Origin of the sequence: Glutamicibacter nicotianae (genome assembly GCF_006539525.1) — a bacterium.
Taxonomy (GTDB): Bacteria; Actinomycetota; Actinomycetes; order Actinomycetales; family Micrococcaceae; genus Glutamicibacter; species Glutamicibacter nicotianae.
On sequence record NZ_BJNE01000014.1, the window covers coordinates 1 to 14,582 of the forward strand.

The following is a 14,582-nucleotide window of genomic DNA, read 5'->3' on the forward strand; positions in this document are numbered from 1 at the left end:
GCTTGGCGCTGACCGAATTCTCCGGTCAGCGCCAAGCCGTTTTTTCGCGGAAACTACTTGCGTCCGACGAACCAGTCCTGCAGCTTGTCGATGCGCGCCTGCAGCTGGTCAGCTGTTGCTTGCGGCACCGCAGGCCCGCCGCAGATGCTGCGCAGCTTGTTGTGGATCTGCCCATGCGGCGTGCCGGTCCGGGCAGCCCATGCCGAGACGTTCTTGGACAGCTTCGTGCGCAGCTCCATCATGCGGCGGTGGTCGGACACCGGCTCGGGCTTCGTGGCGCCCTTGGAAATCTGCCTGTTCTGCTGCTTGCGCAGCAATTCGGACACCTGCTCGGTATCCAGCAGGCCCGGGATTCCCAGGAAGCCCAGTTCCTCTTCGCTGCCGATGTCGGCACCGGTGCCGAATTCGCCACCGTCGAAGAGCACGCGGTCAAAGGAAGCCTGCGAGTTCAGCGCTTCGAACTTGTTGCGTGCCAGCTCGTCGCTGGCCTTCTCTTCCTTGTTCGCCGCTTCCAGCAGCGAATCGTCCAGGCCGTCCTCGTCCTTGGAACCTTCGCGGTCCAAGGCGTGGTCGCGTTCGACTTCCATCTCGTTGGCCAAGGCCATCAGGATCGGCACCGAGGGCAGGAACACCGAGGCCACTTCTCCGCGCTTGCGGCTGCGCACGAAGCGCCCCACCGCCTGGGCGAAGAACAGCGGCGTGGAGGTGGATGTCGCATAGACGCCGACGCACAAGCGCGGCACGTCCACGCCTTCGGACACCATGCGCACCGCGACCATCCAGCGCGCATCGGATTCGGAGAATTCGTCGATCTTCTGCGATGCCTTGGGGTCATCGGACAGGATGGTGGTGACCTTCTCGCCGCAGATGGCTTCGAGCTGGGCAGCATAGCCGCGCGCGTCCTCGTGGTCGGTGGCAATGACCAGCCCGCCGGCGTCCTTCACGGTGCGGCGCACCTCGGACAGGCGCCGGTCAGCGGCTTGCAGCACCGAGGGAATCCAGTCCCCGTGCGGGTCCAGCGCGGTGCGCCAGGCATGGGCGGTGACATCCTTGGTGAAGCCCTCGCCGAGGTTTGCTTCCATCTCCTCGCCGCCGGCGGTTCGCCAGCGCATATTGCCCGAATAGGCCATGAACAGCACCGGACGGACCACATGGTCTGCCAGGGCGTTGCCGTAGCCGTAGGTGTAGTCGGCCTTGGACCGGCGGATGCCGTCTCCCTCATCGATGTACTGCACGAAGGGAATCGGTGCAGCATCGGAACGGAACGGGGTACCGGTCAGGGCCAGTCGGCGGGTGGCAGGTTCGAATGCCTCGCGGATGCCGTCGCCCCAGCTCAGTGCATCGCCGGCGTGGTGGACCTCGTCCATGATCACCAGGGTGCGGGCATCCTCGGTCTTCGCACGGTGCACGGCAGGCTTCAGCGCGACCTGGGCATAGGTCACCACGACGCCCATGTAATGCGAGCCGTGCCGGCCGTCGGAGTTCTTGTAGTTCGGGTCCAGGGCGATGCCCACACGCGCTGCCGAATCGGCCCACTGCTTTTTCAGGTGGTCGGTCGGCGCGACAACGATCATGCGGTTGATCTTGCCCGAATCGATCAGCACCTTCGCCAGGCGCAGCGCAAAAGTGGTCTTGCCGGCGCCAGGGGTCGCCACGGCCATGAAGTCCTTGGGCTCCTTGTCGAAGTACAAGGCCAGCGCTTCGGCCTGCCAGGCACGCAGCTTCGGCCCGGTTCCCCATGCCGCGCGTTCCGGGTACGCTACCGGAAGCTTGTCTTCTAGTGGAAGCTTGTCGCCAAAATCAAAGAGTGTCTCGGTCATTTACCTTTTCCCGGCCGCGTGCATCGTGTGAAGTAGTGCTAGTTCATTCGCAGCACTACCCCATCAAGGAATCGTAGATTTCCTTGCACTCGGGGCATACCGGGAATTTCTGCGGATCTCGGCCTGGGGTCCAGACCTTGCCGCACAGGGCGATCACTGGCTCGCCGGTCATTGCCGACTCCATGATCTTTTCTTTCTGCACATAGTGGGCAAAGCGCTCGTGATCGCCGGCCTCGACACTCTGGGTTGTCTCGGTACGTTCAATCGTGGCAGTGCCACCGCGGGTTTCTTCAGACTGTTCCACCATGCCTTCAAGTCTAGTACGGATTGCCCCTGCTGTCCGCGTGGCGGCCATGGGAGCTTGTCCACATTGATTTTGCCGCTGTTGCTTAACCTGCTCCGTGTTCGGCTTCATATTTTCAGGTCAGTGATCGTTTTCTTGCATCTGCTCAAATGGCTGCCATCCAGTTTGATTTGGATTTCTCCCGGCTTGGGCACCACCGGCCAATATCCTGTGAACCTTGTTGCACCAGGGCAGGCAAAAGGCCGCCCGGCGGAACATTGCTGTCCGCTGGACGGCCCAGGATGCCGTTCCGGTTGCCCTGCCTACTTGTTGAGCATGACCGACTGCATCAACTCTGGAGTGCGCTTCTCATACCATTTGCCGCCGAGGGCAATGCCGCCGAGCACCAGTCCGGTGCCCAGAACCAAGCCCGCACCCAGGGTGATGAAGCCCAAGACCTGCGAGTGCTGGAACCAGCCGATAGTGTAGGGAATGAGCACCGGGATCAGCAAGAGTCCCATGGTGAGCATGATGCCCAGCTGCGTGAGCGCCATGCGCATGCCGCTGCCAGGCGGGGTCTTCATCGGGTTGTCGCCCGGAAGCGGCACCGCATAGGTGTAGCGGGCCGAAGACACCGAGGAAACGCCCAACGCGACGAACAGCGCGGCCAGCGACAAGCCCAGATCACCCGGGATGCGCCATAGCTCGCCAGCGATGAGGCCAGGCAGGATCGCGGCCGCCAGGACCGGAATGATGGCAATCAGGAAGCAGGACAGCACCCGTCCAGCGCGATCGGCCCGGCCGGATATGCCGGTCAGTGCATGCAGTGCAAAGGCCGTATTGTCATAGGAAATATCTGCGGATATGGAAAAGCCCAGCAGGATGCCGATCAACGGCCCCATCAGATACATCATCGTGTAGTTGCCGGATTGGCTGCCGGTGAACCAGAAGAGCAATGGAAGCACCGGCACAATCAGCACGCCCACGGCGTAGCGCGGATCCTTGAACCAATAGGTCAGTGCCCTGGCGGCGACGGCGCCGGTCGGCGTTGCCGGCAGCAGCTTGAAGAAGCCCAGCCCCTTGGCCGTGGCAGCGCGCTGCTGCGGCGGCGGGGTAATCGCGGCTTTTGCAGTAGCGCGAGCCAGCAGGAAATAGAGCCCGCCGAGGTAGGCCGCACCTAGCGCCAGGTGGATGGCCATTTGCCCGTAGAGCGCCGAGGCATAGGCCCCGGGAACAGCGGCAAAGGCGCCGAGCGGGGTGTAGCCGAGCACCGTGGACAGCGGATGGATCCAGTCGCCCATGGACTCTGCCGCGGAGAACACCGAGGCCATGATCGGGCCCAGCCCGACGAGCAGCAAGAACAGCAGCGCGAACGTCAATTCGCGGAAGCGGCGCTTGGCCCGCAGCGCGGTTGCCATGATCACCAGGTACTGGCACAGCAGGATCGCCATCACCGCGGTCGCCACCGCAGCCAGCAGACCCAGCATCAACGCACCTGCATCGCTTCGCCACATCAGCGAGGCGCCCAGCAGGCCGACAACTGTCAGCACCGCAGGAATCGAGATAAAGCCGGCCAGCACCAGGGCAGGACCCAGGGTCTTTTCCGGGATTCCGAATTGGACGAAGCGCGACGGTTCCAGGGTGAGGTCGACGCCGGTCAGCAGCGGCGGGATGATGGCCCAGCCCAGCACCACTGCCGAACCGATCAGGGTAAAGATTTCGCCTTGGAAGGGGATCTCGTCAGCGGCGAACCACACGGCCAAGGTCAGCATGGTGATCATGCCCAGCGCGTACAGGCCGCCGATGATGACGCCGATCAGCTGGCCGACGGAGCGCTTGAAGCCATTGGCCAGCAAGCGCAGTTTCAGGCTTAGGACGTGCGCAACCATGACAGCCCCTCGTTGTTGGAGCGGCCGCCCACCAGATCGACGAAGCGGTCTTCCAGGCTCATGCCGCCGCGGACGTCGTCCACGGTGCCCTGCGCCTTGAGCACGCCATCGGAAATGACCGCCACATGCGTGCACATGCGCTGGACCAGGTCCATCACATGCGAGGAAACGATCACGGTGCCGCCGAACTCCACGTAGTTGTTCAGGATGTCGCGGATATTCGCCGCCGAGACCGGGTCCACTGCCTCGAATGGCTCATCGAGCACCAGCAGCTTTGGCGAGTGGATCATCGCGGTAGCCAAGGTGATCTTCTTGGTCATGCCGGCGGAGTAGTCCACCACCAGCTTGTCCCCGTCATCCAGCAGGTCCATCACGCGCAGCAGGTCTTCGGTCCGCTGGGCAACTTCGGCACGGTCCATGCCGCGCAGCAGCCCGGAATAGGTCACCAGCTGCCGGCCGGTGAGCCGATCGAATTGGCGCACGCCATCGGCCAGGACGCCCAGGGTGGACTTGGCGGCGTGCGGGTCGGCCCAGATGTCCACGCCGTTGACCACCGCCTGGCCCGCATCCGGGCGCAGCAAACCGGTAGCCATCGAGAGCATGGTGGTCTTTCCGGCGCCATTGGGCCCGACCAGCCCATAGAATGAACCGGCGGGAACTTGCAGGCTGACGTTGTTCACGGCAATCTTGGCGCCAAATTGCTTGGCGAGAGACCGGATGTCCAGTGCGATCTGATTCATAGCTTAAGGCTAGCAATGCCCCAAGTCAGAACACATCATCCTTTGGAGTTAAACCTGAAGGCAAGACAAAGCCGCGGCCCGGGAAATATTCCGGACCGCGGCTTGCTGGCTGTGCGCTTCAGCGCTTCGGCATCAGCCTAGAAGAGTACGCGGGCCAGCTTCTGGCGCGAGGCGGCGACGCGTGGGTCGGCATTGCCGATGACCGCATAGAGCTCGATCAGGCGGCGGCGCACCCGCTCGCGGTCCTCATCCGCCAGCTTGGAGATCAGCGAGACCAGCCGGGCGAAGGCGTCCTCGACATGCCCGCCGACCACATCCAGGTCGGCGACATCCAGCTGCGCCGCGATGTCCTCGGGGTTCTGCGCGGCCTGCTCGCGGGCCTTGTTCAGATCCAAGTTGTGCGTGCGCGAGAGCAAGCGGACCTGGTACACGCCAACCTGCGCGTCCTTGTCGTTCGGCTTTTCGTTCAGCGCTTCCAGGTAGGCTGCCTCGGCGGCGGCGTAGTCCCCCGCATCGATGGCGTCGACTGCCTTCTGGTGCAGTGGCGGCAGTTCCGGCTCGGCCTGGCCGGCCTGCCCGGAGAATGCCGGGGCGGTGCCGCTCATGCCCTGCTGCACGGCGAGCTGTTCAAGCTGCGCGAAAACCTGGGCAATTTGCGCTTCTTCGGCAGGACCCTGGAACAGCGGCACCGGCTGGCCCTTGATCAGCGCAACCACCATCGGGATCTGCTGCGCCTGGAAGGCCTGAGCGATCTGCGGGTAGCTTTCGGCATCCACGAGGCCGAGGACGAACTTGCCGCCCTTGGCATCCACCAGCTTGCGCAGGGTCGCATCCAGGTCTGCAGAGACCTGCACGCGCGGCGAGCCGAGGGAAACGATGGCAGGCACCTGCTGGGACAGGCCGACGAACTGCTGGAACGCGGCCTCGTCCAGGCTGGTGGTCCAGCTGGCGGCACCGGCTGGGGTGCTGTCGGTGGCTTCCGGGCCGTGGTTGGCCAGCGCCGAGAGATCCACCGCACCGCGGGTCGAGGGGATGTTCTGATCAGTCATGGGGATTAGTCAACTTCCTTCACATCGAGCAGGACCTGGCTTGCCGAGATCAGCTGGATCTTGTCCTTGGAACCATCGGCCGGCAGGTAGAACATCACTGGTTCGGCGTAGGTGCTCTCGACGTCGCCGTTCGACGAGCTGGAGCCCAGCAGCTGTTCGGTCAGCTTGTCGGTGCTCTTGAGCGGGTCGGCGTCTTCGGTGCGGACGAACAGCGCCTTGTTGTTCAGCTTGCCGGTGACAATCGCGCCGCCATCCGGGGTGGAGACCACCTTGGTGTCGCCCTCGGTGACCGAGCGCTTGTACTTCACGTTCGCCTCGTTGGCTTCCTTGGACTCGTCCTTCTGGGCCGCGTGCACCGCCTTGATGAAGTCCGACTCGGCGAACTTGTCCTTCTCCTTGGCCTTGGGATCGGTCAGCACCTTGCCCAGCGCTTCCAGCGCCTTCTTCGGGGTCATCTGCAGGCCTTCGGCGTCGGCGCCCAGCTGCTTGGTCGACGGATCGCCCACCGCGATGCCCGGGAAGGTGGAGTTCGGCAGCATCTGTCCGGCGAAGACCACCTTGAAGTTGTCGCGGGCATTGGCCTGCACCAGGGTGAGCGCCTGCGGCAGGGTGTCTGCGTCATTGTTCTTCGCGGTCACCACGGAGATCACGCGCGGGAACTTGGCTTCATTCGCATTCGGCACCGCGGCCGAGCGGATCACCTGGGTCGTGAGCGCCATCGGCTTGTCGACCTTGAACTCTTCCTTGAGCATGTCATAGCGCTTGTTGCGCAGGTACTTGAAAGCACCGGCGCTGCGCTGTTCCAGGGCCTTGGAATCGTTCTTTTCATCTGCCTTGGCGATCTGCTTCTGGGCATCGGCCAGCACCCGCTTGAGCTGCTCTTCGGTGATCACCGGGAAGCTGGCCGCTTCCTCCTCCGAGGAAGCGGCGGATTCGGAGCCCTTGGCCTCGTCGGACTTGGCTTCTTCGGACTTCGCTTCATCGGACTTCTGCGCCGATTCCGAGGCCTTGGCACTGTCCTCGTCGCTTGGAGCCATCGGCAGCGAGACGCCGGAGATAGCCAGGGCGACGACTGCCACGGCGGCGACCGAGTGCTGGGTGTTCGAGCCGGTCTTCGCCTTGCCGGGGCGCATGGCCAGCAGGGCCACGCCGAAGACCAGCAGCAGCGCGCCGGCAATGATCAGCGGCAGGGCGAATGGCATGGCGTCGTCATTTGCGTAGCTCACCGAGATGTCCACTGGAGCGGCGTCCTTTCCGCCGGCGGCCAGCAACAGCGACCAGTCGCCGGAATCCGGAGCGGTCCAGCGGTAGGTCATGGTCTGGTCTGCGGTCTGCGAGTCGAAGAAGATGTCATCGCCGGCGGGGTTCGGCACTTCGGCTTCGCCCTTGGCGTATTCGGCAATCATCTTGTGGTTATTGGTATCGATTCCGGTGACCGAAACATGCGCGGCATCGCCGACCCACGACTCGACGTCATAGTCGCGTCCCAGGGACGCGGTGAATTCACCCTTCGACTTGATCACCAGTTCCACCGGATCAAGCTTGGGGTCGTTGACCGAGGATTCAATCACGGTCAGCGGGGCCTCATCGGATAGTTGCGGCATGGTCGCGGTCACCGTTTCGGGCGGCGCCCAAAAGGTCTTCTGTCCGATGCCGACCACCAGGGCCACGGCCCCCAGCAGCATCGCGATCACGGAGATTACTTTTCGCACAAGTTCACCTATTCGCCTACGTCTCACAGCTGTTCTTCGACAAGTCTAACGAGTTGCGGCGGATCATGGTTCCGATCAGTGCCTGTGAACTGCCTCAACACCGCAAGTGCGTGGTGTCTTGAACCACTTAATAGACGCCAATGCGCGATATGCTCTGACCCATGGAGCCAGATCAGCCGCGCCCGCATCGCGCTCAGCACGCGCACGACGAGCAATCGCACGCACCTGAGCGCTCCGTGGAACCAGAGGCCCCAGGCCCGGAATCCACAGCGCATTCCCAGCCTCATCAGGCGAATTCCCAACCGGAGCCGCCATCATCAGAGGGCTCGCCGGTCCCCCGCTATCCCGCTTCTGCGCCATCGGGCGGCACTGCGGCTCGCGAGGGCTGGACCAGGAAGCTCGCCGACCGGGTGGGCAAGCTGCTCAACGCCCCGCAGCGGGGCGCGGCCCTCGGCGAGGAACCCGAGCAGCCGCTGGAGGGATCCCCCGAACCCATTCCTGCGCTGCACCCGATTTCCATGGGCTTCCTGGGCACCATCGGGGTGGGCATCGCCCTGGGCGGCTTCTACCTGCTGACCAATGTCGGCTCGCTGATGACCTGGATTGCCATCGCGCTGTTCATTGCCCTGGGCCTTGACCCGCTTGTGCGCTTCATGATGCGCAAGGGGCTCTCCCGTCCGCTGGCCGTGACCGCGACCATGGTCAGCATGCTGGCAATCTTCGGCGGCTTCATGGCCCTGATCATCCCTACGCTGGTCAATCAGATCACCACCTTCATCACGCGCGCGCCTGAAATCGTCGATAATTTCCTCAATAGCGAATGGGTCAGGGAAATCGACCGCCAATATGCAATCTCCCAGCGCATCACAACCGAGGTGGACCGTTTCTTTGGAGACTCGGGCGCCGTAACGAATGTCTTCGGCGGTGTCCTGGGCGTCTCGCAAACCGTTGCGCAGTCGATGTTCGGCGTGCTGATCGTGCTGGTGCTGGCCATCTACTTCCTAGCGTCCCTGCCAGGCATGATGGGCTTCTCATTGCGCCTGGCCCCGCGCTCCAAGCGCGAGCGCGTCTCGGAATTGACCGTGCGCATCACCCGCTCGGTGGGCAACTATGTCATGGGCCAAGCCACCGTGGCGATATTGAACTGCCTGGTGGCGCTGCTCCTGATGAGCATCTTGGGCGTTCCGTTCACCGCGCTGCTCACCTTGCTGGTGGCCTTGCTGGCCTTCATCCCACTGGTCGGTGGCGTGATCGCCGGTGTGCTGGTCACTTTGGTGACCCTGTCCCTGGGGTGGCAAACCGCGCTGATCTATGCCATCTGCTACTTCGGCTACCTGCAAATCGAAGCCTACTTCGTCTCGCCGCGCATCATGCGCCGTGCGGTGGCAGTGCCCGGCGCTGTAGCGGTGATCTCGGTGATTGCCGGTGGCAGCCTGGCCGGGGTCACCGGTGCGCTGATGGCCATTCCGGTAGCTGCCAGCGCCATGATCCTGTTGCGCGAGGTATTCATCGCACGCCAGGACCGCCGCTAGCGGACTGACTCCGCAGGCTCGTCCTAGTAGCGGTAGGAGCGGGTTTCCCAGCAGTGCGGATGCCAGTGGCGCCGCGCGTTGGCCGCGGCCTCATCCCCCGACCAGTGATCCGCCCGCCAGGCGACCACATGGGCCACGCCCACGCCGATGGAGCGATGGCACCCAGGGCAGGTGTAGGTCTTGTTGGCATTCAGCGGCGCGATCTTGCGGACATGCCACTGCCCATCCGGGGCATCCTGGCGGAGCACCACGCCGAAGCGCGCCCGTTGCATCCACTCTTCCTGGTCCGCTCCGTACTCCTGCTCGTCATCCTCATAGCTTTGTCCGGATCCGGAGTTCCGGCCCTTGGCAGGTCTGGAATTCTTCGAGCGGCGCGGGCGGTTGGAACGAGGCATGTCATTAATCATGCCGTATCTGAGGGCACAAGTCGCAACCAGCTAGTAAAGTGTGTGGGGTGCGTTTAGTGGTAGCGAAGTGTTCAGTAGATTACGAGGGCCGTCTGCGAGCCCACCTTCCGTTGGCGACCCGCCTGATCATGGTCAAGGCCGATGGATCGGTTCTCATCCACTCGGATGGCGGCAGCTACAAGCCGCTGAACTGGATGAATCCTCCATTGACCCTGCGCGAGGCCGACCCCGACGAGGAAGCCGCCGCTTTGGGAGCCACCGCCACGTGGATCGTGGCCAGCGCGAAGACCGATGACAAGCTGACCATCCACTTCCACAGCTTCGAGCACGACTCGGCCCACATCCTGGGCAATGATCCCGGGCTGGTCAAGGACGGCGTCGAGGCCGACCTGCAGCGCCTGCTGGCCGAGCAGATCGAGTTGCTCGGCGACGGCCACCAGCTGATCCGCCGCGAGTACATGACCGCCATCGGCCCGGTGGATATCCTGGCCCGTGATGCCAAGGGCGCCATGGTAGCGGTAGAGCTCAAGCGCCGCGGCGACATTGACGGCGTGGAACAGCTGACTCGCTATCTGGACCTGCTCAACCGCGATCCGCTGCTCAAGCCGGTCACCGGAATCTTCGCAGCCCAGCAGATCAAGCCGCAGGCCCGCACCCTGGCCGAGGACCGCGGCATCCGCTGCCTCACCCTGGACTACGACGCCATGCGCGGTGTCGACGACTCCGCAGGACGTCTCTTCTAGCGCAGAGTCCTGCCCGACGCGCTGCGAGTCCCGGAGCTGCCTGCCGACTGCTAATCTGATCTCCTCAACCAAATGCGCTGGGGGCCGCACGGCACCAGCCAGCTTTGCCGGGAGGACCATTGGATCCGCTGACAGCTTCGCTCATGGCCATTGGCAGCGGTTCCGCCGCCGGACTTCGGCCCTACTTCACCGTGTTGGCGCTCGGCATTGCCGGACTCGCAATTCCCGACACCGCACCAGAGATGATCGCCTCCGCCGCCCGGCAGATCCCCGAGAGCATCACCAATCCTTGGGTTCTGGCGATTTGCGCGGTGCTGGCCATTGGCGAGGCAGGCCTGGACAAGATCCCTTTCCTGAACTTGTCCATGGAAACGGTCTCCGTATGGTTGCGCCCGGTCTTCGGAGCGCTGGTAGGCATTGGGCTAGGGGCCAACTCGGGAGCGGAAGTTGCCGTGGTGACCGGGTTGCTCGGTGCGGGATCCGCGCTGTCGGTGAGCCTGGGCAAATCATCGCTGACCGCGGCAACCAACGTCGTGCCCGAACCGGTGACCCAATGGGTGCGCAGCCTGATAGAGGATTTCGGTGCGCTGGTGCTCGTCCTCGCTGCTGTGCTGCTTCCGGTGCTGGCCGCGCTGCTTGGCCTGGCAGCGGTGGCCATCGGGTTCCTCCTCTACCGGATGTTCCGCAAGGCCTACCGCTCGCTGAAGAGCAAATTCGGCAATGCGAAGGACAAGCAGGCCGCCGCACGGGCCGCGCGCGAAGCGCAGAGCGACACCGGCGGGAATGCCAGCGCCTGGCAATCGCTGAAGCTCATCGCTTCCGGCACCGATCCGGAAAACCCGGATCCTGCCGCTAGACGCGGCTGAGCGCATGGCGCCCTCCTTCCACGTCCGCTTCGAGAATAATCCGCCAAGTCGGTGACTGGATGCCTTCTCTCTTCTAAGCTGGGAACATGACTACGACGCGCTACGCTTTGTTCGCCACCCTGATTTCCGATGGCCTCAAGGTCACCGATGGCGTGCTCGCCGTCGAGGGAGACCGCATCCGCTTTGCCGGCAACCGCGATGACTTCACCGCCCTGCCTGACGCCGCCGACTACCCGGTGCGCGAAGTGGCCCCGGGATCCATCATCATCCCGGGCCTCATTGACCTGCACTGCCACGGAGCCCTCGGCGCTGATTTCTCGTCGCCGGATCACAAGAGCGTCACCGAAGCCATCGAGTACCTGCACCGTTCGGGCACCACAACGCTGCTCGCCTCGCTGGTCACCGCTGAGCCGTCGTCGATGATCGAGGCCGCCGAGCTGCTCGCCGAATTGGCCGAGGCCGGGAAGATTGCCGGCATCCATGCCGAGGGCCCGTTCCTCTCCGAAGCCCGCTGCGGCGCCCAGGATCCGCGCTTCCTGCAGGAACCTGATCCCGGCTTCGTCAGCGAGCTGGTGGCCGCCAGCCGCGGCCAGCTGCGCACCATGACCTATGCCCCCGAGCTGGAGGGCACCGAGGAAATCATCGAGCAGCTGGTCTCCCACGGCGTGGTTCCCTCGCTGGGGCATACCGATGCCAGCGCGCAGGTCGCCTCCGATTCGCTGCGCTTTGCCCGCGAGCAGCTGCGCAGCGCCGGGGTGGACGGATTCACCGAACGCCCGACGGTCACCCACCTGTTCAACGGCATGCCCTCGCTGCACCACCGCGAGCCGGGACCGGTGGCCGCCTGCCTGGAAGAAGCGGTGAACCGCAATGCGTTCGTGGAGCTGATCGCCGACGGGGTGCACCTGTCCCCCGATACCGTGCGGCTGGTCTACCGGCTGGTGGGCGGAGGCAACATCCTGCTGGTCAGCGATTCCATGGCAGCCACTGGCCTGGACGATGGCCAGTACACCCTCGGCCCGCAGGAAGTGACCGTGTCCAACGGCCAGGCACGGCTGTCGAGCGATAATTCACTGGCTGGCGGCACCTGCACGCTGCTCCAGATCGTCCAGCATGCGGTGCAGGCAGGGGTCTCGCTGGTCGAGGCGGTCAACTCGGCCACGTCCATCCCCGCCTCGCTGATCGGTTTGGCCGATGAAGTCGGCTCCCTGCACTACGGCTTCGCGGCCGACGCGCTGGTCCTCGATGCCGACCTGCAGCTGGTCCAGACGATCCGCAACGGGGAATACCTCTAGCCCTTAAGATGCGAAGACCGCCGCTGCAAGTGCAGCGGCGGTCTTCGCGTATTCAAATGCTAGATCTGCCAGCTTCCGGCGATCGGTCCGGCTTCGAGCCAGGCCGAGAAGCCGGTGTAGTCACGGTAGTCCATGGCCAGCAGCAGTTCCTCACCGCTGCGCACCAGCATCACGATGATGAATCCCGGCGGGATCCGCGAGGTTTCCTCATCGGTGGGCTGGCGCGTTCCGGTGATGTCCAGTCCGCGGCGCTCGATCACGAAGCTCGGCACCGGGGAGACAGAGAAAAACCGCAACAGGTCCACATGCGCTCCGCCGTAGCGGCCGATGACCATGATCCATTTGCCCGAGGGCGCGAGGATTGATGCATCGAAGGTGCCCAGCGTGCGCCGCAATTGGATGCGGCGCACGGCCATGGCCCCGAAGAACATGGCGATGCCGATCAGGATCAGCAACGCGATCAGAACTGGTGCGGTTATCTCGAACAATTCATCGCCTACGCTGCGGTACCAAGCACAGCGTTGTCAGCAACGATCACTACGCGATCCGAATCAACGGAGAAGAAGCCCCCATCGATCTGGACCGAGAAGCGGGACTCGGAAACCGGTTCGATTTCCAGGTCCCCAGCGGCAAGCACGGACAGCATCGGAACGTGACCGGGCAGAACACCGATCTCGCCGTCCACCGAACGAGCCTTGACCAGCTTCGCTGCGCCCGACCACACGAAGTGGTCGGCCGCGACGATTTCGACCTGAAGCTCAGCCATGATTAGCTGGCCTTCTGGATTTCGGCCCACTGGCGCTCGACGTCGTCAAGACCGCCGATGTTGAAGAACGCCTGTTCTGCAATGTGGTCCAGGTCGCCATCGCAGATGGCCTTGAAGCCTTCGATGGTGTCCTTGATCGATACGGTCGAACCCTCGACACCGGTGAACTGCTTTGCGGTGTAGGTGTTCTGCGACAGGAACTGCTGGATGCGGCGTGCACGGGCGACGACGATCTTGTCCTCTTCGCCCAGTTCGTCGATACCGAGGATCGCGATGATGTCCTGCAGTTCCTTGTTCTTCTGCAAGATAGCCTTCACGCGGATGGCCACATCGTAGTGTTCCTGGCCGATGTACTGCGGATCCAGGATTCGCGAGGTCGAGGTCAGCGGGTCGATCGCCGGGTACAGGCCGCGCGACGCGATTTCACGCGACAGCTCGGTGGTTGCATCCAGGTGGGCGAAGGTTGCTGCTGGAGCCGGGTCGGTGTAGTCATCGGCCGGGACGTAGACAGCCTGCATCGAAGTAATCGAGCGGCCCTTCGTCGAGGTGATGCGTTCCTGCAGCAGGCCCATTTCATCGGCCAGGTTCGGCTGGTAGCCCACGGCGGAAGGCATGCGGCCCAGCAGGGTCGACACCTCGGAACCGGCCTGGGTGAAGCGGAAGATGTTGTCGATGAAGAGCAGCACGTCCTGGTTCTGCACATCGCGGAAGTATTCCGCCATGGTCAGAGCCGACAGTGCCACGCGCAGACGGGTGCCTGGTGGCTCATCCATCTGGCCGAACACCAAGGCGGTGTCCTTGAGCACGTTGGCTTCGTCCATTTCGACCCAGAGGTCGTTGCCTTCACGGGTGCGCTCGCCCACGCCGGCGAATACCGAGGTACCACCGAAGTTGCGTGCCACACGGGTGATCATTTCCTGGATCAGCACGGTCTTGCCCACACCAGCGCCGCCGAACAGGCCGATCTTGCCGCCCTTGATGTAAGGGGTCAGCAGGTCGATCGACTTGATGCCGGTTTCCAGCATCTCGGTCGAGCCCTCGAGCTCCGAGAACTTCGGTGCCTCGCGGTGGATTGGCCAGCGCTCGGAAACCTGGATCTCCGAGTTGTCAACGTCCAGGGCATCGCCCAGCACGTTGAAGATGTGGCCCTTGACGCCGTCGCCGACTGGGACGGAGATGGCAGCGCCGGTATCGATAACCTGAGCGCCGCGGACCAGGCCGTCGGTGCCCTGCAGCGATACTGCGCGGACCAGGCCCTCACCGAGGTGCTGGCTGGTCTCGAAGGTGATCTTCTTGGTTTCGCCGTTGAGGGTCAGCTCAGCGGTCAGTGCGTTGTAGATAGCAGGCAGTGCGTCGGCTGGGAACTCGACGTCCACGACCGGGCCAGTCACGCGCGCGACGCGACCAATGGCCCCTGCGGTAACCTGCTCGTTGAGTTGGGCAGTCATCTTTCTCACTTCTTGTCTGGTCGGAATCTCGG

The 14,582-nt window shown here is 63.7% G+C and carries 14 protein-coding genes; 4 read left to right on the top strand and 10 right to left on the bottom strand.

Annotated elements, in window-relative coordinates:
• Positions 1–53: 53 nt before the first annotated feature.
• The 6 genes from ANI01nite_RS13205 to ANI01nite_RS13230 all read right to left on the bottom strand — a co-directional run bounded on the left by ANI01nite_RS13205 (position 54) and on the right by ANI01nite_RS13230 (position 7,493).
• Positions 54–1,820, bottom strand: coding sequence for a DEAD/DEAH box helicase (locus tag ANI01nite_RS13205; RefSeq protein WP_073707634.1), 1,767 nt, complete (start codon positions 1,818–1,820; stop codon positions 54–56).
• A 55-nt stretch (positions 1,821–1,875) separates the two neighbouring features.
• Positions 1,876–2,127 carry a DUF3039 domain-containing protein gene (locus tag ANI01nite_RS13210; protein WP_038990501.1) on the bottom strand — a complete coding sequence of 84 codons (252 nt, stop codon included), beginning with the start codon at positions 2,125–2,127 and terminating at the stop codon, positions 1,876–1,878.
• A gap of 299 nt (positions 2,128–2,426) precedes the next feature.
• Positions 2,427–3,992 (bottom strand): transporter, encoded by a 1,566-nt coding sequence (locus ANI01nite_RS13215; RefSeq protein ID WP_141358504.1) that lies wholly within the window; start codon positions 3,990–3,992, stop codon positions 2,427–2,429.
• Positions 3,974–4,732, bottom strand: coding sequence for an ABC transporter ATP-binding protein (locus tag ANI01nite_RS13220; protein WP_141358506.1), 759 nt, complete (start codon positions 4,730–4,732; stop codon positions 3,974–3,976). The genes ANI01nite_RS13215 and ANI01nite_RS13220 overlap by 19 nt, the downstream gene beginning before the upstream one ends.
• A gap of 137 nt (positions 4,733–4,869) precedes the next feature.
• Positions 4,870–5,781 (bottom strand): co-chaperone YbbN, encoded by a 912-nt coding sequence (locus tag ANI01nite_RS13225; protein WP_038990505.1) that lies wholly within the window; start codon positions 5,779–5,781, stop codon positions 4,870–4,872.
• A gap of 5 nt (positions 5,782–5,786) precedes the next feature.
• A complete protein-coding gene (locus tag ANI01nite_RS13230) occupies positions 5,787–7,493 on the bottom strand; it encodes a hypothetical protein (RefSeq protein ID WP_141358508.1) in 1,707 nt (568 codons plus the stop codon).
• A 161-nt stretch (positions 7,494–7,654) separates the two neighbouring features.
• Here ANI01nite_RS13230 and ANI01nite_RS13235 point away from each other — a divergent pair, with 161 nt between their 5' ends.
• Positions 7,655–9,025, top strand: a complete 1,371-nt coding sequence (locus tag ANI01nite_RS13235; RefSeq protein WP_141358510.1) for an AI-2E family transporter — start codon at positions 7,655–7,657, stop codon at positions 9,023–9,025.
• A 23-nt stretch (positions 9,026–9,048) separates the two neighbouring features.
• On the opposite strand, the gene ANI01nite_RS13240 is transcribed toward ANI01nite_RS13235, so the two are convergent.
• A complete protein-coding gene (locus ANI01nite_RS13240; RefSeq protein ID WP_174787691.1) occupies positions 9,049–9,420 on the bottom strand; it encodes an Rv1322 family protein in 372 nt (123 codons plus the stop codon).
• 59 nt (positions 9,421–9,479) lie between these two features.
• On the opposite strand from ANI01nite_RS13240, the gene nucS reads away from it, so the two are divergent.
• The 3 genes from nucS to nagA all read left to right on the top strand — a co-directional run bounded on the left by nucS (position 9,480) and on the right by nagA (position 12,336).
• The gene (nucS, locus tag ANI01nite_RS13245; protein ID WP_141358512.1) at positions 9,480–10,175 is read left to right on the top strand and encodes an endonuclease NucS; all 696 of its coding nucleotides are present in this window, start codon (positions 9,480–9,482) and stop codon (positions 10,173–10,175) included.
• Between the two features lie 119 nt (positions 10,176–10,294).
• Positions 10,295–11,041 (top strand): DUF4126 domain-containing protein, encoded by a 747-nt coding sequence (locus ANI01nite_RS13250; protein WP_170214654.1) that lies wholly within the window; start codon positions 10,295–10,297, stop codon positions 11,039–11,041.
• 86 nt (positions 11,042–11,127) lie between these two features.
• Positions 11,128–12,336, top strand: coding sequence for an N-acetylglucosamine-6-phosphate deacetylase (nagA, locus tag ANI01nite_RS13255; RefSeq protein WP_141358516.1), 1,209 nt, complete (start codon positions 11,128–11,130; stop codon positions 12,334–12,336).
• Positions 12,337–12,395: 59 nt separating this feature from the next.
• Here nagA and ANI01nite_RS13260 read toward each other — a convergent pair whose 3' ends face one another.
• The 3 genes from ANI01nite_RS13260 to atpD are packed head-to-tail and all read right to left on the bottom strand — an operon-like array spanning position 12,396 to position 14,550.
• Positions 12,396–12,824 carry a DUF2550 domain-containing protein gene (locus ANI01nite_RS13260; protein WP_066137627.1) on the bottom strand — a complete coding sequence of 143 codons (429 nt, stop codon included), beginning with the start codon at positions 12,822–12,824 and terminating at the stop codon, positions 12,396–12,398.
• 8 nt (positions 12,825–12,832) lie between these two features.
• Positions 12,833–13,102: a F0F1 ATP synthase subunit epsilon gene (locus tag ANI01nite_RS13265; protein WP_038990466.1), complete on the bottom strand. Its 270-nt coding sequence runs from the start codon at positions 13,100–13,102 to the stop codon at positions 12,833–12,835.
• Between the two features lie 2 nt (positions 13,103–13,104).
• The gene (atpD, locus tag ANI01nite_RS13270; RefSeq protein WP_141358518.1) at positions 13,105–14,550 is read right to left on the bottom strand and encodes a F0F1 ATP synthase subunit beta; all 1,446 of its coding nucleotides are present in this window, start codon (positions 14,548–14,550) and stop codon (positions 13,105–13,107) included.
• Between the last annotated feature and the right edge of the window lie 32 nt (positions 14,551–14,582).

Bases quoted from the DNA above. Each gene is read 5' to 3' on its own strand.
- ANI01nite_RS13205 (WP_073707634.1), bottom strand. From the start codon at position 1,820: ATGACCGAGACACTCTTTGATTTTGGCGACAAGCTTCCACTAGAAGAC.
- ANI01nite_RS13210 (WP_038990501.1), bottom strand. From the start codon at position 2,127: ATGGTGGAACAGTCTGAAGAAACCCGCGGTGGCACTGCCACGATTGAA.
- ANI01nite_RS13215 (WP_141358504.1), bottom strand. From the start codon at position 3,992: ATGGTTGCGCACGTCCTAAGCCTGAAACTGCGCTTGCTGGCCAATGGC.
- ANI01nite_RS13220 (WP_141358506.1), bottom strand. From the start codon at position 4,732: ATGAATCAGATCGCACTGGACATCCGGTCTCTCGCCAAGCAATTTGGC.
- ANI01nite_RS13225 (WP_038990505.1), bottom strand. From the start codon at position 5,781: ATGACTGATCAGAACATCCCCTCGACCCGCGGTGCGGTGGATCTCTCG.
- ANI01nite_RS13235 (WP_141358510.1), top strand. From the start codon at position 7,655: ATGGAGCCAGATCAGCCGCGCCCGCATCGCGCTCAGCACGCGCACGAC.
- ANI01nite_RS13240 (WP_174787691.1), bottom strand. From the start codon at position 9,420: ATGCCTCGTTCCAACCGCCCGCGCCGCTCGAAGAATTCCAGACCTGCC.
- nagA (WP_141358516.1), top strand. From the start codon at position 11,128: ATGACTACGACGCGCTACGCTTTGTTCGCCACCCTGATTTCCGATGGC.
- ANI01nite_RS13265 (WP_038990466.1), bottom strand. From the start codon at position 13,102: ATGGCTGAGCTTCAGGTCGAAATCGTCGCGGCCGACCACTTCGTGTGG.
- atpD (WP_141358518.1), bottom strand. From the start codon at position 14,550: ATGACTGCCCAACTCAACGAGCAGGTTACCGCAGGGGCCATTGGTCGC.